21 protein-coding genes are annotated in these 24419 nt (G+C 48.7%); 19 read left to right on the top strand and 2 right to left on the bottom strand.

What is annotated here, in order from left to right; all coding sequences use genetic code 11:
* The first annotated feature begins 22 nt into the window (after positions 1-22).
* From ASG16_RS23975 to ASG16_RS23905, 13 genes are all read left to right on the top strand, one after another.
* Positions 23-2146: a methylmalonyl-CoA mutase family protein gene (locus tag ASG16_RS23975; RefSeq protein ID WP_056493280.1), complete on the top strand. Its 2124-nt coding sequence runs from the start codon at positions 23-25 to the stop codon at positions 2144-2146.
* Entirely contained in the window at positions 2146-4317 is a 2172-nt protein-coding gene (scpA, locus tag ASG16_RS23970; RefSeq protein WP_056493283.1) for a methylmalonyl-CoA mutase, read from the top strand. Before ASG16_RS23975 ends, scpA begins: the two co-directional genes overlap by 1 nt.
* A complete protein-coding gene (gene meaB, locus ASG16_RS23965) occupies positions 4314-5366 on the top strand; it encodes a methylmalonyl Co-A mutase-associated GTPase MeaB (protein WP_056493286.1) in 1053 nt (350 codons plus the stop codon). The genes scpA and meaB overlap by 4 nt, the downstream gene beginning before the upstream one ends.
* Positions 5367-5370: 4 nt before the next feature.
* Entirely contained in the window at positions 5371-6936 is a 1566-nt protein-coding gene (locus ASG16_RS23960; RefSeq protein ID WP_056493289.1) for an acyl-CoA carboxylase subunit beta, read from the top strand.
* Positions 6937-6956: 20 nt separating this feature from the next.
* On the top strand, positions 6957-7406 hold the full coding sequence (locus ASG16_RS23955; RefSeq protein ID WP_056493292.1) for an acetyl-CoA carboxylase biotin carboxyl carrier protein: 450 nt from the start codon (positions 6957-6959) through the stop codon (positions 7404-7406).
* Between the two features lie 14 nt (positions 7407-7420).
* Positions 7421-8767, top strand: coding sequence for an acetyl-CoA carboxylase biotin carboxylase subunit (accC, locus tag ASG16_RS23950; protein WP_056493295.1), 1347 nt, complete (start codon positions 7421-7423; stop codon positions 8765-8767).
* Positions 8768-8896: 129 nt separating this feature from the next.
* Positions 8897-9343, top strand: coding sequence for a helix-turn-helix domain-containing protein (locus ASG16_RS23945; protein WP_082517273.1), 447 nt, complete (start codon positions 8897-8899; stop codon positions 9341-9343).
* A gap of 245 nt (positions 9344-9588) precedes the next feature.
* Positions 9589-10368, top strand: a complete 780-nt coding sequence (locus tag ASG16_RS23935; protein WP_056493301.1) for a TrmB family transcriptional regulator — start codon at positions 9589-9591, stop codon at positions 10366-10368.
* Between the two features lie 83 nt (positions 10369-10451).
* A complete protein-coding gene (locus tag ASG16_RS23930) occupies positions 10452-10940 on the top strand; it encodes an MFS transporter (RefSeq protein WP_056493304.1) in 489 nt (162 codons plus the stop codon).
* Between the two features lie 275 nt (positions 10941-11215).
* Positions 11216-11551: a hypothetical protein gene (locus ASG16_RS23920; RefSeq protein ID WP_056493307.1), complete on the top strand. Its 336-nt coding sequence runs from the start codon at positions 11216-11218 to the stop codon at positions 11549-11551.
* Between the two features lie 102 nt (positions 11552-11653).
* A complete protein-coding gene (locus ASG16_RS23915) occupies positions 11654-12304 on the top strand; it encodes a DUF4274 domain-containing protein (RefSeq protein ID WP_241970825.1) in 651 nt (216 codons plus the stop codon).
* A 12-nt stretch (positions 12305-12316) separates the two neighbouring features.
* Positions 12317-12691 (top strand): hypothetical protein, encoded by a 375-nt coding sequence (locus ASG16_RS23910; RefSeq protein ID WP_048032828.1) that lies wholly within the window; start codon positions 12317-12319, stop codon positions 12689-12691.
* A 23-nt stretch (positions 12692-12714) separates the two neighbouring features.
* The gene (locus ASG16_RS23905) at positions 12715-13911 is read left to right on the top strand and encodes an MFS transporter (RefSeq protein WP_082517274.1); all 1197 of its coding nucleotides are present in this window, start codon (positions 12715-12717) and stop codon (positions 13909-13911) included.
* Between the two features lie 13 nt (positions 13912-13924).
* On the opposite strand, the gene ASG16_RS23900 is transcribed toward ASG16_RS23905, so the two are convergent.
* On the bottom strand, positions 13925-14524 hold the full coding sequence (locus ASG16_RS23900) for a TetR/AcrR family transcriptional regulator (RefSeq protein WP_056493310.1): 600 nt from the start codon (positions 14522-14524) through the stop codon (positions 13925-13927).
* Positions 14525-14704: 180 nt separating this feature from the next.
* Here ASG16_RS23900 and cyoE point away from each other — a divergent pair, with 180 nt between their 5' ends.
* The 5 genes from cyoE (at position 14705) to ASG16_RS23875 (ending at position 21749) form a co-directional block, all read left to right on the top strand.
* Positions 14705-15622, top strand: coding sequence for a heme o synthase (gene cyoE / locus ASG16_RS23895; RefSeq protein WP_056493313.1), 918 nt, complete (start codon positions 14705-14707; stop codon positions 15620-15622).
* Positions 15623-15802: 180 nt separating this feature from the next.
* Entirely contained in the window at positions 15803-16078 is a 276-nt protein-coding gene (locus ASG16_RS31680; protein WP_082517275.1) for a heterocycloanthracin/sonorensin family bacteriocin, read from the top strand.
* A 150-nt stretch (positions 16079-16228) separates the two neighbouring features.
* On the top strand, positions 16229-18172 hold the full coding sequence (locus tag ASG16_RS23885; protein WP_056493319.1) for a putative thiazole-containing bacteriocin maturation protein: 1944 nt from the start codon (positions 16229-16231) through the stop codon (positions 18170-18172).
* On the top strand, positions 18169-20109 hold the full coding sequence (locus tag ASG16_RS23880; RefSeq protein WP_056493322.1) for a TOMM precursor leader peptide-binding protein: 1941 nt from the start codon (positions 18169-18171) through the stop codon (positions 20107-20109). The genes ASG16_RS23885 and ASG16_RS23880 overlap by 4 nt, the downstream gene beginning before the upstream one ends.
* 32 nt (positions 20110-20141) lie before the next feature.
* Complete coding sequence (locus ASG16_RS23875) at positions 20142-21749, top strand: SagB family peptide dehydrogenase (RefSeq protein WP_056493325.1); 1608 nt, start codon at positions 20142-20144, stop codon at positions 21747-21749.
* 40 nt (positions 21750-21789) lie between these two features.
* On the opposite strand, the gene ASG16_RS23870 is transcribed toward ASG16_RS23875, so the two are convergent.
* Positions 21790-23535: a cysteine desulfurase-like protein gene (locus ASG16_RS23870; protein ID WP_082517276.1), complete on the bottom strand. Its 1746-nt coding sequence runs from the start codon at positions 23533-23535 to the stop codon at positions 21790-21792.
* A 278-nt stretch (positions 23536-23813) separates the two neighbouring features.
* Here ASG16_RS23870 and ASG16_RS23865 point away from each other — a divergent pair, with 278 nt between their 5' ends.
* Positions 23814-24326: a GNAT family N-acetyltransferase gene (locus ASG16_RS23865; RefSeq protein ID WP_056493329.1), complete on the top strand. Its 513-nt coding sequence runs from the start codon at positions 23814-23816 to the stop codon at positions 24324-24326.
* Positions 24327-24419 lie beyond the last annotated feature (93 nt).

Genomic DNA, 24419 nt, shown 5'->3' with positions numbered 1-24419 from the left:
TTTTAAGGGGAGGACTGGAAGAGTGAGCAAACATACATGGTTCAAGGAATTCTCCGTTCCTACGTACGAGCAATGGCGGGAAGCGGCAGAAAAATCGCTAAAGGGCGCATCCTTTGATGCCAAGCTACTGACGAATTCGTACGAGGGGATTGTCCGCCAGCCAATCTATCGGTACGAAGATGTCAAAACATTGCCGCATCTGGAAGCGCTACCAGGAGAAGCGCCTTTTCATAGAGGGAATCAACAGCCTAACGAGCAGAAGGAACACAAATGGCAGGTCTGTCAGGAAATTATCGCAACGAGTGCCAAGGCTTTCAATCAGGCAGCCGTAGAGGACTTAGGGCGCGGGCAAACGATGCTGCATTTGATGGTGGACAAAGCGACATTGGCTGGATTTGATCCTGACGAAGCATTGCTAGATACGATTGGTCACAAAGGGGTATCTGTTTTTTGCCGAGAGGATGTAGAGCAGGCATTTCAAGGGGTGAAGCTTTCTGAGGTCCCTCTTTTCGTGAACACGGGAGCACTTGGCTTGCCCGTACTTTCACTCATTTTGGCACATGTTGAAGTGACAGGCCAACAAGTCTCCGAACTTCGCGGATGCATCGGGCAAGACCCTGTAGCGGTTCTGCTCACAGAGGGCAAGCTCCCTTGTTCCTTGCAGACAGCTTATCACACCATGGCAAGCATGACGAAATGGGCAAAAGATCATGCGCCTGCGCTGAAAACGATCCTGGTTCAAAGCAATCCGTATCAGGACGGCGGCGGAAATGCAGTAACCGAACTTGCTTTTTCTCTGGCTACAGGGGTCGACTATTTGCAAGCGATGCTTGAGCGGGGGCTTTCTATAGAGGATATCGCAACACGGATGCAATTCACGTATTCGATCGGTTCAGACGTCTTCATGGAAATCGCGAAGTTGCGTGCAGCAAGAATGCTCTGGTCAAACATCGTGGCGGCCTACGGCGGATCAACGGAGGCCCAAAAGATGACGATTCACGCCAGAACTTCGGCCTGGACGAAGACGATTTACGATCCGTATGTCAATATGCTGCGTTCCACGACAGAAGCGTTCTCAGCCGTCATTGGCGGAGCAGACAGTCTGCATGTTTCTGCATTTGACGAAGCGATCCGTCCTGCCACTGAGTTTTCAAGAAGAATCGCCAGAAATACGCAAATTATTTTGCAAGAAGAAGCGCATTTGGCAAAAGTGATCGACCCTGCGGGAGGTTCTTGGTACGTAGAATGGCTCACAGATGCATTAGCGAAAAAAGCATGGGAGCTGTTCCAACAGGTAGAAGCGCACGGTGGCATGCTGAGTGCATTAGAAGCAGGTTTCCCACAAGGCTTGATTGCCCAGATCGCGGATCAAAAAGCAGAGAGCATCGATACGCGTAAAAAGCGTTTGGTTGGAACCAACATGTATGCGAATACGGCTGAGCAGCCACTGAAGGCCGAGAGTCTTCCGAGCATTCACGAAGAGCGAGCAGCGGAAGCACGTTCCATTCGGATGAAACAGAACATGACTCTACTCTCCACAGCGCTTGATGAGTTGTCCAAACATACCGATGAGCTCGTGGAACGTGCAGTAAAAGCGGTACTTCATGGAGCGACTGTGGGCGATATCGCCAAAGCCGTGAGACGTGAAGATTCGGTACAGACAATCATCCAGCCACTCCGTATTCACCGGGCATCCGAGCGCTTTGAAGCCTTGCGGATGCAGGCAGATGATTTCTTGAAAACAACAGGCAAAAGACCAACCGTGTTTCTTGCGACGATGGGTCCAGTGGCAAAGCATAAGGCACGGGCAGATTTCGCATCAGAGTTTTTTGCGGTTGGTGGCTTTGACGTATGGCGCATGCAAGCATTCTCTACCCCTGTAGAGGCGGCAGAAGCGGCGGTGGCATCGGGTGCGATGATTACGGTCATTTGTTCGGACGATGCGAGTTATCCGGAGCAGGTTCCACCTCTGGCTCAAGCGATCAAGCAACATGTACCTCAGATGACGGTTCTGTTGGCTGGCTTGCCTGACGCGGAGAAGTTGGCTACTTATAAGGCGGCCGGTGTAGATGATTGCATCCACATGCGTTCCAATTGCTACGAGATACTGCGAGAACTTCAGGAGCGGATAGGAGTGGGCAAATAATGAAGCGACCTGATTTTTCACAAATGGCTTATCAGTCTAAAAGAGATGTGTCTGATTTGTTTCCCCAACTGGGTACAAACCCACAAGGGATGGAGCAAATGTGGCAGACGCTGGAGCAGATCCCTGTAAAACCTCTTTACACAATGGAAGATGTGCAGGGAATGGATCATCTCGGCTACATGCCTGGCTTGCCCCCGTATACACGCGGACCGTATCCGACGATGTACGTGACACAGCCATGGACAGTTCGGCAATATGCCGGATTTTCTACGGCGGAAGAGAGTAACGCTTTTTACCGACGGAATTTGGCTGCGGGACAAAAAGGGTTGTCGATTGCCTTCGACCTCGCGACACATCGCGGCTATGACTCCGATCATCCACGAGTAGTTGGTGATGTCGGGAAAGCAGGCGTGGCAGTAGATTCCATTCTCGATATGAAAATTTTGTTCGACGGCATCCCCCTCGATAAAATGTCCGTCTCCATGACGATGAACGGGGCCGTTTTGCCTATTATGGCGTTCTATATCGTGGCAGCAGAAGAGCAAGGGGTATCGCAGGCGGAGCTCACCGGAACGATCCAAAATGACATTTTGAAGGAATACATGGTCCGGAATACTTACATTTATCCGCCAGAAGCGTCGATGAAGATCATTTCCGATATTTTTGCCTACACCTCCAAGCACATGCCCAAATTCAACAGTATCAGTATTTCAGGCTACCATCTGCAGGAAGCGGGTGCCACCGCGGATATTGAATTGGCCTACACATTGGCAGATGGCTTGGAATATGTTCGTACTGGCCTTGCAGCAGGCATCGACATCGATGCGTTTGCGCCGCGACTGTCCTTTTTCTGGGCGATTGGCATGAACTACTTCATGGAAGTGGCGAAAATGCGAGCAGGCCGCTTGATTTGGGCCAATCTGATCAAGCAGTTCCATCCGAAAAACGAAAAGTCGATGGCACTGCGGACACACTCGCAAACGTCCGGATGGAGTTTGACGGAGCAAGACCCGTATAACAACGTGGTGCGGACGTGCATCGAAGCCATGGCCGCGGCTCTGGGGCATACCCAATCTCTGCATACGAACGCTCTGGATGAAGCGATTGCGTTGCCGACCGATTTTTCAGCCCGGATCGCGCGAAATACGCAGTTGTTTTTGCAGGACGAAACAGAGATAACCAAGGTCGTTGATCCGTGGGCAGGCTCCTACTACGTTGAGTCCTTGACAGCCCAGCTCGTGGAAAAAGCGTGGGCGCACATCGAAGAAATCGAAGCACTTGGCGGTATGGCAAAAGCAATTGAGACGGGATTGCCGAAAATGAAGATCGAGGAAGCGGCGGCACGCCGTCAGGCACATATCGATTCAGCAAAGGAAGCCATTATTGGCGTGAACAAATACCGTCTGGACAAGGAAGATCCGCTGGAAATTCTTGAAGTCGACAACACAGCCGTCCGGGAAGCGCAAATCAGACGTTTGCAGGAGCTGCGCAATATCCGGGATGAGGCGAGAGTGCAAGCAACTCTACAGGCCATTACGGAATGCGCGAAAACGGGCGAAGGCAATCTGTTGGAGCTGGCCATTGAAGCGGCGCGAGCAAGAGCTTCTTTGGGAGAAATATCGGATGCGTATGAAAAGGTCGTGGGTAGACACAAGGCGGTCATTCGCTCCATTAGCGGCGTCTACAGCTCCGAATACGCTGATGCCGATGAGGTAGCGGCTGTGCGCAAGATGGCAGATGAATTCGAGCAGTGGGAAGGCAGACGTCCCCGTATTATGATCGCGAAAATGGGTCAAGACGGGCATGACAGGGGTGCGAAAGTGATTGCTACCGCTTTTGCCGATTTAGGCTTTGACGTCGATATCGGTCCGTTGTTCCAAACACCTGAGGAAACAGCGAAGCAGGCGATAGAAAATGACGTGCACGTCATCGGCTTCAGTTCGCTTGCAGCAGGACATAAAACATTACTGCCACAACTGGTGGAAGAGCTCAAGAAGCTGGGACGCGAGGATATTGTCGTCGTCATAGGCGGTGTAATACCGGCGCAGGATTACGGCTTTTTGCGAGAGCATGGTGCGGCAGCTATCTTTGGGCCAGGAACAGTCATTCCGGTAGCAGCCCAGCACGTTCTGCAAGAGATCGTGTACCGCCTGGAGGCTGCTGGACAATGACCGGGGGCAAGGCTGACAAGAACTTTTTGAACGTTTCCTCCAAGGCACGTCTACCGCGCTTATCAGTGGATCAATACGTCAAAGGCGTACGAGAAAACAACCGAACGGTTTTGGCGCAGGCAATCACGCTGGTCGAGAGCAACGCTCCCGCTCATATGGATATGGCTCAAGAGGTGATCAAACAACTGCTTCCTCATACAGGTCAATCCATACGCATAGGGATATCTGGTGTGCCCGGAGCGGGTAAGAGCACGTTCATTGAAGCATTTGGCAGTATGCTTTGCGAAAAAGGTCATCGTGTCGCTGTTTTGGCCGTTGATCCGAGCAGTACGGTTACGCGCGGGAGCATTCTCGGCGACAAGACGCGGATGGAGCTCTTGTCACGCAATCCACAGGCATTCATCCGACCGTCTGCCACAGGCGGCACGCTGGGCGGAGTCAACCGGAAGACGCGGGAAACGATGCTGATCTGCGAGGCTGCAGGCTATGATGTGATTTTGGTCGAAACGGTCGGGGTCGGACAGAGTGAGACGACAGTCAGGTCTATGGTGGATTTCTTTTTACTGCTGATGCTGACAGGGGCGGGCGATGAACTGCAAGGAATCAAAAAAGGCATCATGGAAATTGCGGATGCGCTTCTGATCAACAAAGCCGATGGGGAAAACCGCACGCGTGCCTTGATCGCCAAAGGTGAATATAATCGTGTTCTGCATTACTTGCAGCCGGCAACCACTGGATGGGAGACGAAGGCGTACATGTGTTCTTCTCTGACAGGGGAAGGCATTGAAGATATTTGGGAGGTCATTGGTCAATTTCGTGAAACCACCATCCGATCAGGCGGCTTCGAGGCAAGACGTAAAGCGCAGCTACTCGATTGGATGTACAGTATGGCTCAGGACTACTTGCGTGCGACCTTTTTCGGCAACCAGCAAGTAGCCGAGCTACTTCCCTCCATTGAAGGAGCCATTGCGAGTGGCGAGATTTCACCGACGAGCGCCGTACAGCAATTAGTGGCGATCTATGAGAATGCTATCATGAAAAAGGAATAGAGAGATGGTGGTCCTTATGAGCAACAACATGTACGAAAAAATTGATGAATTGATGGAACGTAAATATAAAATCCAGCTTGGTGGCGGAGATGCTCGTATCGATGCCCAGCATAACCGCGGCAAGTTGACTGCACGCGAGCGGATCGAGCTTTTGCTTGACCCAGATACCTTTATGGAGCTGAACCCGTTTGTTGAGCATCGTGCTACACATTTTGGTCTCGACCAGATGGAGGCACCGGGCGAAGGCGTCGTGACAGGCTACGGAAAAATCAACGGTCGTCCTGTCTATTTGTTCGCGCAGGATTTCACGGTATTTGGCGGAGCTCTGGGTGAGATGCACGCGATGAAAATTGCCAAGGTGATGGATTTGGCAGCGAAGAACGGCGCTCCCTTTATCGGTCTAAACGACTCTGGTGGCGCACGCATCCAAGAAGGGGTAAGCTCGCTGGATGGCTATGGCACGATTTTTTACCGCAATGCCATATACTCCGGTGTGATTCCGCAAATCTCTGTCATCCTCGGTCCGTGTGCAGGAGGAGCGGTATACTCTCCAGCGATTACGGATTTCGTGTTCATGGTAGAGAAGACGAGTCAAATGTTCATCACAGGGCCAAAAGTGATCGAAACCGTTACAGGTGAAAAAATTTCCGCAGAGGATCTAGGCGGAGCCAAAGTCCATTCGACGGTGAGCGGCAATGCCCATTTTACGGGAGAAACCGAACAGGAAGTATTGGAAGGAGTGCGCAGGCTACTCAGCTTCCTGCCGCAAAACAATCGCGATCGCGCACCTGTGATAAAAGCAGAGGAGAATAATGGTTGGCAAGAGGAGCTCCTGGAGCTGGTACCTGCTGAAAGCACCAAAGTATACGATGTGCGCAAGGTCATCGAAAAAATCGTGGATCACGGTGATTTCATGGAAGTACAGCCGAATTTTGCCCGCAATATCGTTATCGGTCTGGCGCGTATCGATGGACACAGTGTCGGCATTATCGCCAACCAGCCGAAGGTCATGGCAGGCGGACTGGACATTCATTCATCGGATAAGCTGGCACGGTTCATCCGTTTTTGCGACTGCTTCAACATTCCGCTGTTGACCTTTGAAGATGTCTCTGGCTTTTTCCCAGGAATCAATCAGGAGCACGGCGGGATTATCCGTCACGGTGCGAAAATCTTGTATGCCTACTCCGAAGCAACGGTTCCCAAAATCACCGTGATCCTGCGCAAAGCTTACGGAGGCGCTTATGTGGCGCTCAACTCCAAGTCCATTGGAGCAGATGTCGTGTATGCTTGGCCGAATGCAGAGATTGCCGTCATGGGTCCCGAGGGGGCAGCCAACGTCATTTTTGCAAAAGAAATCGAACAAAGTGAGGACCCGGCTGCGACTCGCGCAGAGAAAATCGCCCTCTACCGCGAAAAGTTCGCCAATCCATATGTCGCGGCAAGTCTCGGAATGGTAGATGATGTCATCGATCCACGCGAAACCCGCCAAAAGGTGGCGCAAGCCTTGGAAATGCTTAGAAACAAGCAGGAAGATCGTCCGTACAAAAAGCACGGGAACATCCCACTTTAGAAAGGAGCTCTGATCGTGCTATGAAGCTGCATGAACTGCGTGAATTCATCAAGCTGGTGAATCAGTCTTCCATTGAGGAGCTGGAATGGGAGAAGGGCAAGACCCGCATCGTAATCAAGAAAAGCGCACCAGTCGAAGTCGTGGCTGGGAATGCTCCTGTACAGGTGGGAGAAGTGGAGCATGGCTATCAGGAGGCAGCCGCTACTGCTGAGTCCGTCGATGTCGTTGCTGAGGTACCTAAGGAAGTAACACAACAGGTCATGTCATTAGGAGTAGGACTATTCTATGCGGAAGTGACAATAGGGCAGACTGTTAAAGCTGGCGAAAAGGTTGGACGCTGCACGGCTGATGCTCTGCAGCTATCTGTCGACATTACGACTCCCGTTAGCGGCATCATCACGGAAATTCTCGTCGTGGATGGTCAATTTGTCGATTACGGAAAAGCATTGCTCGTTGTCAAAACTCAGTAGGAAGGAGTGCGCCTATGTTTAAGAAAGTATTGATTGCCAATCGCGGCGAAATCGCTGTCCGCATTATTCGCGCTTGTCAGGAACTAGGGATACGTACAATCGCTGTCTTTTCTGAGGCGGATCGGGAAGCATTGCACGTAGAATTGGCGGATGAAGCGTATTGCATCGGACCTACGGCGTCCAAGGACAGCTATTTGAACATGGCACGGATTATGACGGTTGCTCTTCACACCAAGGCAGACGCTATCCACCCGGGTTATGGCTTCTTGGCGGAAAACGCTTCGTTTGCCCAGCTTTGCCAAGATTGCTCGATTACCTTTATCGGTCCCGATCCCGAAGCGATCACCAAAATGGGTGACAAAGCCGTAGCAAAAGCAACGATGAGTCAAGCGAATGTTCCATTAGTTCCGGGCACAGACGGCTTGATTGAAGACATAGATGAAGCCTTGCAGGTGGCGGAGAAAATCGGCTATCCTGTCATCGTAAAAGCAACGGCTGGAGGCGGCGGCAGAGGGATGCGTGTCGCTTTTGATGCCGATGAGTTGTCCAAGGCGATTCGGCAAGCCCAGAAAGAAGCGGAGACGGCATTCGGTAACGCCGGTGTCTACTTGGAAAAATACGTGGAAGAGCCGCGGCATGTGGAGATTCAAATCATGGGCGACAAGCACGGCAACGCTGTGTACTTGGGAGAGCGGGATTGCTCTATTCAGCGTCGTCATCAAAAGCTGGTAGAGGAAGCGCCATCTCCTGCGCTAGACCAAAGTCTGCGCGAGCAAATGGGGCAAGCCGCGGTAGCGGCAGCCAAAGCGGTTTCGTACCACGGAGCAGGTACAGTTGAATTTTTGTTAGACAAGCATGGCCAATTTTACTTCATGGAAATGAATACACGGATTCAGGTAGAGCATCCCGTGACAGAAATGATTACAGGGATTGACTTGATCAAAGAACAAATATCTGTCGCAGCGGGCAATCCGTTATCTTTCTCACAAGAAGACGTGAAAATCAACGGATGGGCAATCGAGTGCCGAATCAACGCAGAGAATCCGGCGAAAAACTTTATGCCATCACCAGGCAAGGTTATCAATTACTTGCCGCCTGGCGGTTACGGTGTGCGCGTGGACAGTGCCGTTTATCCCGGCTACGAAATCTCTCCCTTTTATGACTCGATGGTCGCCAAGCTGATCGTTTGGGGAACAGATCGCAACGAAGCATTGGCTCGCATGAAGCGGGCGCTAGGTGAGTTTGTTATCGAAGGCGTGCATACGACGGTTCCCTTCCATGAGAAGCTGCTGGAGCACCCTGACTTTGTCGCAGGGAATTTCGCTACGAATTTTCTGGAGAAAAATACGCTGGATTTGTAACGAGCATGAAAGAACTGTAACAGAAACCGCTCTCTGTTACAGTTCTTTTTTCATTTACCGCGACCAGCGCTGGTTCCTCCCACTCCAAAAAGTGTCCTCCACATTCAAGCTGAACCCAGCAAAGATGGAATGGAAAACAGAGTAAGCCTCCTTACCGGATACGGGCAAAGCCGTGCGGGTACCTTCGCCACAAACAAACATGTCACAACCATGATTGACTACATGCAGACAAATTTGGAGGTGGGTATATCCCTCGCCGACCTTTCGAGGGTGAGCAATATCAGCTTGTCCCAATTGGTTCGCCTGTTTAAAAAGCATACAGGAGTGACGCCGCATCAATATCTGATTCATCTGCGGATTGAACATGCTAAGCGGTTGATTCGCTGCGGAAATTTAAGCGGTAAGGAAATTGCCGTGCAAGCAGGATTCTCCAATCAGGCTCACTTTACGAAGCTGTTTAAAAGAATGACGTGCATGTCGCCGCTAAAATATGTGTCCCAAAGTGGAAATTTATTGGAAAGGAAAATGGTCTGTACTCATTTTGGGAAATCTCCAACATTCGTATCTATGAAGTAAATGAAAGCAGTCACGAGCTGTATTTCGTTGAGATGGACGGGAAGGCAACCGTAAAAAAGAGTGGATTGGAATACTCCCAATCCTATGTGAGCAAGTTACGAGTTTTCAATGGGGAGATAGTCTCGTGGAGGGAATATTTCAATCCGCTTGAGTTGTAGAGGGTACTGGATTCATAGGAGTGTTGACTTTATATCAGAATGATAGTAGTATTCAGATATACTACTATGCAGAAAAGAGGTAACAGCTTGATTGATGAGCTTCGGAAAATTGGATTGTCAGACCTGGAAGCCAGATGTTATTTGGTGCTTCACGAGGAACCCAAAATATCTGGATATGAAGTGGCCAAGAAAGTTTCCGTTTCTCGGACAAACGTATATGCTGCACTTCGAGCATTAACAGAAAAGGGCATGTGCCGCATGATCGAATCGGAGCCTGTTCTTTATGATGCAGTACCGATCGAGCAGTTGATTCGTTTGTTACAATCGGAATTTGATCAAACAACCCGTGTCCTTCAAGAACAGTTGAAATCCACTCCCCGAACGTCTCCTTCCTTTTATAATTGGCAAGGTGACAAAGCGATTGAAACAGCCATCAAACGTATCATCTCAAATGCAAACAAAAGCATTGTTGTCGATATTTGGTCTGAAGATGTTCATTGGGTAGAGGAACCACTGGTAGAAGCAGAAAAACAAGGGGTTGCTGTCACGCTAATATCCATTGGCGAATGCCATGCAAAGCTAAAAAATGTTGTCGTACATAAAAGGAGTGCGGAATGGAATCAAGTGCACTCCAGGAAGTTCTCTATTCTTTGCGATGCACATTCGGCATTGCTGGGCAGCTTTGGGCGTGGGATCAAGCCCACTATTCTGGAGACGGACCACCCGTCACTCATTGAATTGCTGCAAAATGCATTCTACCATGACATCATCATGGGTCAGATTGAGAAGGATTTCAGCCCCGTGCTGGAAGAGAAATATGGGAGTGACTATGCACGCATTATCACCCCTTACAGGGAATACTTATAACGGGTATTTCCTCTTTTTTCAACAAAATTATAGTAGTATTCATAAATACCCCTAATAATCATTGGCAGGGAAGTGACTTCCGTATGAACTACCCCCATTCAGAAACGACAAGGACGCTGGACAGAAAACGATGGTGGGCACTGTTTGTTTTACTACTCGGAACGTTTATGGTTATCTTGGATTCTTTTATTGTGACTGTTGCCAATCCAACGATCCAGGAGCAGCTTCATGCGAGTACAACACAAATACAATTCATTGTGGCATCCTATGTACTGTCTTATGCCGTATTATTGATTGCCGGAGCTCGCTTAGGGGATTGGCAAGGAAGAAAAAGGATGTTCCTTGTAGGCATGGGGATATTTATTGTGGCTTCGGCGTTGTGTGGGATTCCAATGAGTGGGGGCTTCCTCATTTTTTCACGCGTAATCCAGGGAATTGGGGCAGCGATATTGATACCTCAGGTATTAAAAGAAACCCCATCCGTGTTGAAATGGGGCGCAACATTATTGATAAAAAAACAAAAAAAAGAATTGAACACAAAAAGCTATCATGTAAATGACAGCCAATCCTAGAGGGTTGGCTGTTTGTTATGGAGGATCAGGAGCTGACCACTGAAGGTGTGCAGGCTTGTGAGGCTGAACTTTGGCTTGCATCTATGCTGCATGTGCGGCAGGATGGAAGTAGTTGGTTGGAAGGAAATGTAGCGAGAAGTGACATCTTGTTTTTGCAAAGTTCTTGCTTGGGTTGGGGAAAGAAGTGACTGTGCAGCATTCACAGGAAATAATGGACGGCCTAAAACCGTATTTGGCAGAACTGATACACATTTACTTGCAATGAGGAGGTAGCTATGGCATTACCCAAAAAAGGAACGCGGGGGATAACGGTAGGAGAGCAGCGATATCGGTGGGTCATTAGTCCAGCAGCGAAGGGTCTGCTCGCATTGACGATCCAGCACAATGAAGGGATAGGTCAATTGATTCGCGTGTATGTAAAATCAGATGTGAATGACTTTTGGGCGGAGTTTCCACATGTGCAGCATTTGGATATAAGAGTGATAAAGCCAGCTGACGTCGCGGTCATCATTGAAGAGGCGATCAAGCTGGGGTGGCAGCCTGACAAAAAGGGGGCGCCTTTGAGCTTTGACTTCATAGGTAGTACGCTCGTCAAAAAAGGGGATACATAGGAATACCGGAACGGAAATTGTCTAGATAAGCTGAGGAGAAGAAGTCGGATGGAATGGGTAAACGTCAGTAAGACAAAGGATCTAGAGATCGTGTGAGCAGCAGTGGATCAATTAGATATCAACGAACGAGATCAACGCGGGAGAACGCCGCTGATGCTTTTTATAACAAATCGAATGCCGCCAGAAGCGATTCAGATGCTTTTGGATAAAGGCGCAGAGCTGGAGGCGGAAGACAAGCTGGGCGATACAGCGTTGAAAAAAGCCGTCAAATTCAAGCAAGTCGAAGCCGTAAAACGACTGGTGCAACAGGGAGCCGAGCTTGACTCTCAGCATGGCATTTTGGCCACTGCCTGGAATGCGGCCAGGAACGACAAAGCGATTGCAGACCTGCTGATCGAAACGAAAGGCGCAGTACGTCTAACACTGTCTTCTGAGGAAGAGGAAACGGTGGACGATATTTTATATGAGGAATCTGAGAAGAAGCGGTGCCAAAAAATAAAACTGCTTGATTCATCTGTCCTCCTTCATGCTGTAGTGAATGGCTACAACTGGGATGACGGACCGGAGGCGATGATTGCGGCTTTTGAGAATCCTGCCTGTGCAACGATCACTCTTTTGGATATGTATGAACGGATGGATGCCGACTATTGGCTGGAAATGGATGAGGAGGAAATCGCGGAATCAGAGGAACGAAAACGCTGGAGAATGCTCGCCATCCAATTAAAAGAGAAACGGGCAGATGAAATGGGATAGGGGTTGATCATCATGTGTCGATATGGGATGTATGGTCCGTATAAACAAATATACGCCTGTTTCCCTTGCAGAAAAGTGTTCAAGCAAACCTCCAAGTATGAGTTGACGGAGGAAGAATGGAACAAGATCAAGCATAGCTGTCCGCAATGTGGGATTGGAATGAAGGATATGGGGCATGATTTCAAGGCTCCAAAGCAAACGGATGTGAAGCAGTGGAAAAAGGTTGAAATCCTCTATCAGCATGGGTTTACCTATCATTCCTGTGGTTGTGGTGGTCCAGGCTACCGACCAGCCCAATTAAATGAAGTGCACGAATTTCTCGAAAAGAACAAGCGGTTCAAAACAGAGGGAGAGAAATTGCTGAATAGACTCACTGTAAGAATGTAACAATGAGCAGGGGGCGGGGGATCGTGGCAACATTCTTTTTGATCATGATTTACTTGTCGTTTATCAGCTTGGGCCTTCCTGATTCGTTACTGGGGGCAGCTTGGCCTGTCATGCAAGAAGAATATGGCGCTGCATTTGGTATGGCAGGTGTGATCAGCATTGTGATTGCGTCTGGAACAATCGTATCTAGCTTGATGAGCGGCGCATTATTAAAACGTTTGGGTACAGGACAGATCACGCTGATTAGCTGTTTGATGACGGCGGCAGCCTTGCTCGGATTTTCTTTTGCCCCATCGATTATATGGTTGATGGTATTGGCATTACCTCTGGGACTAGGAGCTGGCTCTGTGGATGCAGCACTGAATCATTATGTTGCTACGCATTATCAAGCCCATCATATGAGCTGGCTGCATTGCTTCTGGGGGGTGGGTGCTACGCTTGGCCCCATTATTATGTCTGGCTTTATGCGAGATCATGATTTATGGCGGAATGGATACTTGACCATTTCGCTCATTCAATTTGCGTTAGTCGTACTTCTAGCGATTACACTTCCATTGTGGAAACGGATGGAGAACATACAGAGACACGCAGTCAAAGAATCACAGGTTCAGCCGTCTCGTGGGCAGATAGAGCAACCGTTACGGACAAAGGGCGTCAAGCTGACATTACTGACCTTTCTCTTCTATTGTGGGGCTGAAGCCTCGGTGGGATTATGGGGGAGTAGCTTTTTGGTAAATGCGAAAGAGCTACCTGCGGCTGTGGCAGCGGTGTGGGTAGCTATGTATTACGGCGGCATTACGGTTGGGCGATTTATCACGGGCTTTGTTACCTTCAAAGTGAGCAACCGCGTCCTGATTCGCAGTGGACTTCTCGTATCGTTAGCTGGGGCAGCGCTGTTGATGTTGCCATTACCGACTTTCTGTTCGTTGATCGGTTTTCTATTACTCGGGTTAGGCTTCGCTCCGATTTATCCCTGTATGCTGCACGATACTCCTGAACGCTTTGGGAAAGAACAAACGCAAAAGCTGATGGGCTATCAGATGGCGGTTGCGTACACGGGTGCCACACTACTGCCTCCGTTGCTAGGGTGGCTTGCTGCACAGACGACCGTTTCGATTTTACCTTTTTTTACAGCCTTCTACATTGTGTTCATGCTATATGGTTCTGAGAGAGTCAATCGAATCATGAAGCAACGGACTGCCCAGTCAGAAATGATCTAGCATGAGGGAATCGCTATTTTGACGATAGCATGTTTTGCAAAGCTTTTCCGTACAAAGACAAGGGGGCCTGGTCGCCGCTAATGTAATAGAAGATGCTCATGCCATTCTCAAGAGCAAGAATCGTCCATGCCATTTCAACTGCGGATAGAGTAGAGTCACTTTCTTTTGGCATCAATGTTTGTATGGCCTTGGAAAGATGCTGTACCGACTCGATGATCATGTTCGACCATCGCTTTCGAACAGACTCTTCACGCATGGCATAAAGCAAAAATTCCAGATTCAGCATGGTCCACGTGCGATTTTGTTGCTGAACGGACATAAAATAGGCGTCCATGGCTTCGATAAAATGCGATAATGATGGCTGGTGATCAATTACGTGATGGATATTGGACACATGTAATTGCATCTGACCTTCCAAAATAGCGAGAAAGAGATCTTCTTTGGACTGAAAATGAGCATAAACAGCTCCTTTGGTAAAACCAGCATGGTCTGCAATTTTATCAACGGAAGCTCCGTGGAAGCCTAACTGAGCAAAGGTCTCAATGGCTGCGTCGATGAGCAATTGCCGTGTTTCCTGTTTACGCTCTGCCTGGGTTAATCTGCGTCTGTTCATTCGTCCGCCTCCTTCTCTTGACAATCATACCATATAGAATTAACATTCCATATAGTATTTAAATCCTTAGTGGTATGTAAGATACAAATGGCAGTTTTGTAGGATTTAACCGTCTACTATGTCATGCTATTTTGGAGTACGATAGACATAGATCATCTAGTAAGAGGGGACAGTGTACGAATGCAGAGGGAAGAAAGCGTTGCAACGCGGAATCGGCCTATGTCCAATATTTTGGCGCAAACGGTTAAGACGGGGATTATCAAATCGAATCTGATTCCGATGTTTGCCGGATTAACATTGGCTTTATATACGTATCACTTCAGTCTAATAGATAAGCTGCCAGAAATCTTATTTGCTACAATCGGCTCTATTTTAATCATGGGTGCAGCGGGTGCCTTTAATAACGTGTATGATCGCGATATCGATTCGATCATGGAGCGGACGAAGAACAGACCTACGGTAACAGGGGATATATCAACGAAGACCGTTTTATGGCTCGCCTCTCTGATGACGATTTTTGGCTTGGCGGCTCTCGTCTTGGCATCACCATTGGCTGCTATCATGGGTTTTCTCGGACTGTTTTTTTATGTCGTGCCTTATACGATGTGGACAAAAAGAAGAACGGTTTACAACACGGAGGTAGGAAGTATATCTGGTGCAATGCCGCCGCTCATCGGTTGGGCCGCCATTCACCCAGATATCACGCATCCTGCTATCCTTGGTCTCTTTATCATCATGGTCATTTGGCAAATGCCTCACTTCTATGCGATCGCGATTCGCAAGCATGATGAGTACAAGGCGGCTGGGGTTCCTATGTTGCCCGTCGTCAAAGGTGCAAGACGTACCTACATTCAAACAAATGTTTATTTGGTTATTTTGATTGCGAGCAGTTTTCTATTTTGGTCATTAAGCGCTGGTCTTACGTTTATGGCCCTGCTCCTGAATATTTTATGGTTGGTTCTGAGTGTTTTTGGATACCGGAAAATGGATTCACAGAAATGGTCGAAAACGATGTTTATATATTCACTGATTCATATGACGGTGCTGTTCTCGACGGTAATTATTTACTCGCTGATGGGAATTATCTTCAAACTGTAAAGCAATGATCATCCAAGCTGCCTTCACTTTGAGGGCGGCTTCTTTTTTTGTCAGGGAACCTTGCCGCATAGCGGGTTTTTCTCATGTTCCACCAAAAATGGGCACATGAACTGTGCACGAATACCCAACGTCCCTTCATAAATCTAGAGTAGTTCCATGAAGTGGCGGAGGTGAAAACGAATGGATGAGTTCAAAAAAGAGCTAAAAAAATTGAAGGCTTCTGAAATAAAAGGGGATCGAATGCAGCGTTGGGACAAAGAAAAAATGAATGAAGCGACGCTAGTTCGAAGTAGATGTGGCGGATGTGGTAGATGCCACAGATGTAGTTGTGGTCGTTGCAGTCGCTGCTCTTGCTCCTGTAGCTGTTCCTGCTCCTGCTCCTGCTTCTGCAGTTGCTCTTGCTCTTGCAGTTGCTCTTGCTTCTTCCCATGCTTTATCGTGTTTGACGATTTATAATCCATACGTAAATGAAGCCCCTGCCCCAAATTGTGTCTTGGCAGGGGCTTTGTTTTTCCAACTGGAATGTGAGACAAAGAGTGATACATAAAATAGTTGTGACATGTCTTGTCGCAAATTGGTTTATTTCACAACGTTAGGGGGAGGAGAATGGATAAGCTGAATCCTTCGATGCGCATAAAAGTGAAGCGGGATACAGTGTATATACCCGATTCAGATGGAAGCGTGTATTTTCGCAATAACATCGGGACTTTCCGCATGAAGGGCGACATGATCGATCGGTGGGTAGATCAGTTATTTCCCATGTTTAATGGTGTGCATACGTTAGAGCAATTGACCGACGATTTGCCGGAAGAATATCAGCAACAAATTTTCCAAGTGGCCGGTACACTTTTAGAAAATGGATTCCTTCAAGATGTGAGCCTGGAGAAACCACATGAATTATCACCAGAGGTCATGTCGAGGTATGCAGCGCAGATTGAATTTTTGGATCAGTTAGGTGGTTCAGGAGGGTATCGTTTTCAAAAATATCGAACGGAAAAAGTATTGGTGATCGGGGCAGGCTCCTTTCTCCTTTCTGCCATCCATGCATTGCTGGAATCGGGATGCGTGCAATTCCATTACGCCATCACGAATGAGACTGCGACCAATCGTGAGCGGCTAGAGGCGATTATAGAACATTCGCGTAGGAAAGACCCAGAAGTGAAGCTGGATGAACTCAAGCCGACGTCATGGGAGGGTGCCGACTGGTCAGTGATCATCGAGCCATTCACCGGTATTTTGTACACGTCAGCAAACGTAAACAAGGGCGAAGTAAGTTTGATCCAGTGCGCGTGCAGAGAGCGGGAGAAGGTGTTTGTTCCGGCGTTATTTGTCCAGCAAAAAGGAATGGTAGGGCCGCTGATTCATCCACAGTCAGAGGCTTGCTTTGAATCGGCTTGGCGTCGTTTACATCGGCAGGCTTTGTGTGCGGACCCCGAACAACATCCATATTCAATGACCGCAGCAGCCATGCTGGCCAACATCGCTGTTTTTGAATGGTTCAAATACGTATCAGGTGTCAACGAAGCAGAGGACCCAAACAAAATTTATTTGTTAAATCTGGAGACGTTGGAAGGAAGCTGGCAGTCCTACATGCCTCACCCAATGCAAAAAGAAGATAGGAGCATGGAGGTATTGGATGAGAGAGAGCTTGAATTACGGATATCCAAAGAGGCAGAACAAAAAGATAGTCTATTGTCTCTGTTTCCGTCATGGACCTCCCCTGAGAACGGTATTTTTCACAATTGGGATGAGGGAGAGCTTACGCAGCTACCACTAACACAGTGTAGGGTGACAGCAGTCGATCCTGTAGCAGATGGTCCCGCAGAGCTATTGCCAACAGTTGTATGCGCAGGATATACCCATGACGAGGCGCGTAGAGAAGCAGGATTGCTTGGGGCAGAGATGTATGCGGGAAGAATGGTGAACCACCTAAGCGCTCAAAATTCCGCTTATCAAGGCGATCTAGAGATCAATATCGGAATTGGAGCAGGGGAAACGGCAGCAGAAGGCTTATGTCGGGCGTTACAGCATTGTCTGACACTCACGTATGTGTCAGAAATGAAAGGACGACAGCCAACGGCTAGACCTGTGCATGTTGATTCCATTGTGGATGAACAGTCCCAGTTTTATTTACGATCTTTCGCTACATTAGGTGAGAAGCTGACGATTGCAAAAGGCCATGAGGTGTGCGGATTTCCGGTGTATTGGGTGGAAACGCGCAGGGGATGGTACGGGAGTATTGGCTTGCAGGAGCGAGAAGCATTGCGAAAAGCGCTCATGTATGCCTTGCATCAGATTCAAACGCCAACCAATCACGTGTCCAAGTATGTACTGACAGCGCAATCAGTCGGCTTGACGGGTGAAGCCATTGAACTTGCACGCAGTAGCGTTCAGGAAGAATCGGAAAAAGAGGTCTGGAAACAAGCGGTTGAGATACTGGCGGTTCAAAACCTTTCTCCTCGAGTCATGAATGCCGCGATAGAACCTTTTCTGGAAGAAGACCTTGGCGGTGTATTCGCCTTGCTGCTCTCGCGGGAGGTGCTTCAATGAACGTTGACATTCTTGTAGTTGGAGACGGAGTTCTGGCGGAGCTGGTTTCAGAACATGTAAGCAAGGGCTATCGCGTGTGGCAGAGTGAAAACATGGAGTCGGAGACAAGTGGCGCAAATTTGGCGCTCCTGTTGCACGATACGTATGATCCTGCTTTGCATGTGCAGGCAGAAAAACATTTTCGCCAAGCAAATATTCCATGGCTTCGCGGCTTTGTTTCATTTGGGGAGGCCATCGTAGGTCCGTTGGTTCGTCCAGATCAAACAGGGTGCTCCCAGTGTGCAGATATGCGGCGCTTGATGGCGGGACGCGATCGCAAAGAGATGTGGAAGGTACAACAGATGCTGAGGGAGAAAGGCGGCATACCCCGTGATCCATGGTCATCCCGCTCTGGGTTGTTACAAGTGGCATACCATGTCATTGCGGAGGCTGAACGCATAGTAGAGGGCAGGCAAGCCCAGTTATCCGAGCATATCCAGTTTATTGATTTGCAAACATTGACCAGTACGCGCCACTTCTTTTTGCCCAATCCGTTATGTCCGGTATGTAGTCAACTGCCTGAGGATTCTGAAGAGCAGGCAAGAATACGCTTGAAGCCTATCGTTAAGCAAAGTCCGGACAGTTACCGGACAAAATCCATAGCCGATTTAAAACAAGCTCTCACCAACGAATATTTGGATTCCCGAACCGGGTTTTTGAATGGGAAAGTACGTGATCTTGTCTCTGTGTTCGCAGATGTAAGTGTCAATCTGCCGTTATTTTCTCATGACGAGGGCACGGCTGGCAGATCTGTTTCATACGCGGATAGTGAGATAACAGCGATTTTGGAAGGAATGGAAAGATATTGCGGGCTGATGCCGCGTGGCAAGAGGACGATGGTGCGTGACTGCTACGCAAACCTTTTGCCGAAAGCCCTTGATCCGACAACGGCGGGAACCCATTCAGAAGAGCAGTATGCCCTGCCTGATTTTCCGTTTCAGCCGTTTGATCCCAAGCGAGAAATGAACTGGGTATGGGGCTATTCCTTTAAAGAAGAGCGACCCATTCTTGTACCTGAGCTCATGGCCTACTACAGTATGGGATTCGGGGAGGGAGTAGTATTTGAGACCTCCAATGGCTGTGCGTTGGGCGGCAGTTTAGAGGAGGCGATTTTTTACGGCATCCTCGAAGTGGTAGAGCGAGATGCTTTCTTGTTGACCTGGTATGCCAAATTGCCATTACCACGCCTCGATCCCGCTACAGTCAATGATCGGGAATTGCTACTGTTGATCGATCGGATGCAGACCGTTACCAATTACGATTTGTACTTGTTCGATGCGACCATGGAAAATGGTATTCCCGCTGTTTGGACGATTGCAAAAAACCGCGGAGAAAAAGGCTTGCACCTCGTTTGTGCAGCAGGAGCGCATCCAGACCCCATCCGTGCTGTAAAAAGCTCCATTTACGAAACGGCTGCGATGCTCATGACGTTGGCAGACAAGTACGAAGCGAACCGAGACAAATACTTGCGCATGCTCCATGATTCGTCCCTGGTGAAAAAGATGGACGATCATGCGATGCTTTACAGCTTGCCAGAAGCAGCGGAGCGCTTATCCTTTCTCATGGATGATTCACGTCCGATGGTCTCTTTCGCTGAACGCTTTCCTAGAAGAAACCAAAATCATGATCTAACAGACGATTTGCGGGAGTTGCTCAGTGTGTTCCAAAAGTTAGATCTCGATGTCATTGTGGTGGATCAAACGACACCAGAGGTAGGGCGCCACGGCTTATCTTGCGTGCGTGTATTGATTCCTGGCATGCTCCCGATGACTTTTGGCCATCATCTCACGCGAATAACGGGATTGAAAAGAGTATTGGAGGTCCCTGTGAAGCTGGGGTATGCGAAACAATCGCTGCGTGTAGACGAGTTGAATCCTTTTCCGCATCCGTTTCCATAAGTTTCCATAACATGCATCTGGGAGTGAGCCGGATGAGTCTCGAAAATTTCTTGTACCGCCTTCATTTTGATACAGAAAACGCCAGACCAAGTGATCTCGAGGTGGATTGGGGAGATGCGCCACTGACATACAAGCTGTACAGGGGGCTACCTGTCATTCCACTGCCAGAAGAAGTGCCTCTATCGCTCGTAGATCAAACCGTTTCACAAGAGATGTCTCTTCCTCAATTGGGCGCTTGGTTATGGTATAGCTATGGCCTCACCCAAATCAGCCAATCATTGTTAACCACGACTTCGGCAGATGCAGGATCTGAGTCGTTTTTGCCACTTGTAACGAATCGAAGACCGGTTCCGTCTGGAGGGGCACTCTATCCGAGTGAGCTGTACGTGTATTTGAAGCTGTCGAGTATTCCTCCGGGACTATACCACTACGATGTGGCCCATCACAGACTCGTACAGTTGCGCGAAGGGAATTTTGATCACTTTCTAAGCCGAGCGCTTGGCGGCAGTTGTCCGGTGCAGGCTTGCTTTGGAGTTGCATTCGTATCCATCTATTTTTGGAAGAACTTTTTTAAGTATGATGAATTTTCCTATCGATTGCAGGGCCTTGATGCTGGTGTACTGCTTGGGCAATTACAGGAAATGGGAAACCAGTTCGGTGTAACGACTGCGGTGCATTATCAGTTCCTGGATAGAGCGATAAATACACTGCTAGGATTGTCTGACGATCAAGAGAGTGTCTACGCGGTAGTTCCCTTATCGCTTCAAACAGGAGGGGAGAGGCATTCGCACTCATCGTCACAATGGACAGAGAGAGGAGAGGTGACGGCTAGCGAGCTAATCAGGGAACTGCCTGAGCAAAAGTACGTGCAAGTGATGCGCTCAAAAAGAATGAGGAAATATCCTTCGCTCCTGCAAATAAATCAAGCTGCCATGCAGGAATCTACCCATTCGTTTGCACATGATTCGGATGAGTTAGAAAGCAAATGGTCTCGCCGTTCCGATGAGCGAATCCTTCTCCCGCGTTTGCAGAAACCAAGCTATGATCTGGTGCAATATTGCCGGGAGCGTTTTTCACCAGAAATGGACTTTATCAGGAGGAAAACAGACCAGGATCAGGTAGCGCGTATCATGGAAATGACGATGAGTGCTCTGTTGTACGGCAATGATTTGGGAAAAAATCTGGAAGCAGTGCCGAGAAGGCTTTCTCTCTTTGTAAGCATTCATCAGGTAGAAGGAATACAAGATGGGGCATACGCTTACGATCCACTGGAGCACGCTCTTTATCCAATTGTCTATGGAGATTTACGAGCACGCCTTCAGGACGGAATGACTCTGGACAACGTGAATTTGTATCAAGTGCCGCTCTGCTTTCATGTGGTGGGTAATCGCGATCATTTGATCAATCAGCTAGGGTTTAGAGGGTATCGCATCCAACATTTGGAGGCAGGAATCGTCGTGCATCAATTGCTTTTGGCCGCGTTCACGTGTGGAATGGGCGGCCATCCGCTACTCGGATTTGACGTGGAAAATTGCGATGATCTATACAACCTAAAGACCGAAGAGAAAACCTGCTTGATCCAAATTCCGGTCGGGCACTATCGCCCTCGCGCCAGATTTCAGGGCGTGCTGCATGGATAAAAACGTGGAAGACCCGAGTCGCGCTGACCCGGGTCTTGTTTTATGCCCTTATCATGGCTTGAATACCTTGAATGAAACGGTCTATTTCCTCGCGGGTATTGTACGGTGCCAGCCCCGCCCGTATCCAGCCGCCGCTTTCATTGATTCCCAAACAATTGGCGAGTGTTGTCGCATAGAAGTCTCCGTCTGCAACGAATATGCTATGCTCCTCGCACAATCGCTCACATATTTCTTGGGGAGAAAACCCTTCGATCCGAAAAGCGATCGTCGGTGTCTTCGGTACATCTTCACCCGCTTGATAGAGTGTGACACCCTTCATTGCGCCTAGTTCTTTTCGCAGCTTTTCTGCCAGCCGATTTTCATAGGCTTCGATCACCTCGTAACCAGAGCGGATTTTTTCAGCGAAGCTATCACCGAAGCCAAGCGACGCAACAAATTCGATAGCCGGTCTGATTCCTGCGATCCCTTCATGATTTTGGGTTCCGGTCTCCAGTTTATCTGGAAAAGAAGAGGGGGCAGGAACCAATTTATAAACATCGAGTGCTTCAAAAATTTCTTTGCGGATGACAGCGATTCCTACATGAGGGCCAAAAAACTTGTAGGCGGAACAGAGCAGGATATCGGCTCCGATCTCGTCACGATGGATAGAGAAGTGAGGGACCGCATGCACGGCGTCGACAGCGACAATGACTCCTTTTGCGCGTGCTTTTTGGGAAATGGCAGGAAGGTCATGGATCGTTCCGACAGCATTGGAAGCAAGTCCGATTGCCACAAGTCTGGTTCTGGAAGTCAGTAAGGTATCGAGCTCATCTAGTTGTAACGTAAGTGTCTCTTTATTCATCTTCAACCACCGAACGGTCATTCCGCGATCTGCGGCAACAGTCAGCCACGGGTCTACATTGGCGCGGTGATCCATCTCGGAGACGATAATCTCATCTCCTTCTTTCCAATGACGACCTAATGCTCGGGCAATCGCAAAGGTCAGCGTGGTCATATTCGCACCGAAGGCTACCTCCTGCGGCCCCACATGGAATAGGTCTGCTACGGCTTGTTTGGCATCTGCAAGGATGGCTTCTGTCTCCTTGCTCGTCGGAAAGGAGCCGTGTAAATTCGCTCCACCGTTCGCCATATAGCGATAGATCGCGTCCATGGAGGATTTTACGACTTGCGAACCGCCTGGGCCATCCAGATAAACAACTGGTTTGCCTTTGTAAGTTCGTTGCAGCGCGGGGAATTGCTCCCGGACTTTTTCAATGGGGAAATGTCCCGATGCAACTTCTAATCGCCAATCATTGGAGCGCATAAAACTTCCTGGAGGGTATTCAAAGACGCATTCTGATTGCAGAGTGAAACCGAGCTTACGGCAAATAGCATTGGAGGCAGGGTTGTCCACGGAGGGATAGGCATGAATAAACTGGTGTCTTCGTTCTTGGTTGATGCGTGTGATGAGTGAGGCTAAAGCCACGGAGGCGATTCCTTTCCCTTGAAAGGGGGGCAGGACGCTCCAGCCTACTTCGTATACGTTTTCTCCTTTCCAGATACGGTCCCAATAGCCGATGCTTCCGACAGGGGTGTGATCTGGCAGCAGTACGATGCTGAACATCTTGCTCGTTAGCTGTCCGTCCTTATTGACGTACCGTTCGTGCCGAGCAAGGAGCTGCTCCTCCGTCTCCGGGCCTCCAAGATGGTCCATCATGGCAGGTGCATTCAAAAGACGCAGCAAGGGAAGATCGTGATCCGCCCAGGGCTGAATGCGGACAAGCTCACTGTTTAGCTTTGTGGACATGTTTTCACTCCTTACCAACTGGATTTTGTGGTGTCCATCATCATTTGTTATCTCTCATTATTCGGAAAAGATACGGATTAATCAATATTCAATTCGTTCTGAAAAAAAGGGGTGGAAAATCATGCTATAATGGGAGTGCCCGAGTGATTCTTCCTATCGGAGTATTGAAAGAGTAGCTGAGGTGTAGGAATAGACCCTTTCTGAAAAAACATATGGAGAGTAAATCTAACTTAAAAATCGTCACCGACAAGAAAGGAAAGAGGAAGGGGTACCTGTCCATGAATGAAAAAAGCATTCATACACAACGGCTCAAATTGATTCCATTTACACATAGAATAGCAACGAATATTTTGCAAGAAAATTACGAAGAGTTATTGGATATGGGGCTTACATTAGGCAAAGGCTGGCCTGATGAGGATGCGATGGAAACGATACCCAAAATCATCAAAGCACTCGCACTCACAGGGGAACCGACAGGATTTGAATCGTGGATGATCATTATAAAGGATGGCATGAAGATTATCGGCGATGTAGGGTTCAAGGGAGTCCCGAATGCGGAGGGAGAAGTGGACATCGGCTATGGAATTATTGAAGCCGAGCGAAAAAAAGGCTACGCGTATGAGGCGGCAGAAGGCCTAGCGAATTGGGCGTTGTTGCAGCCAGATGTGAAAAAGATTACGGCGAAGTGCTTGCTAGATAACATAGATTCCGCAAAAATATTAGTCAAAATGGGCTTTACAGAAATAAAGAGGGACGACACATTGATTTACTGGTCTCGGCAGAAGGAATAGCACGCCAGAACAGAATCAGAGTGAAACACGAAAAAAAGGACGACCACATAGAGAGCCGTGCAAAACGACTCCTATAATATGTAAAAAGACTGA

Origin of the sequence: Brevibacillus sp. Leaf182, from assembly GCF_001423865.2 — a bacterium.
Lineage (GTDB): Bacteria > Bacillota > Bacilli > Brevibacillales > Brevibacillaceae > Brevibacillus > Brevibacillus brevis_C.
The sequence above is the reverse complement of the archived record's forward strand: the minus strand, read 5'-3'. Positions and strand labels throughout refer to the sequence as shown.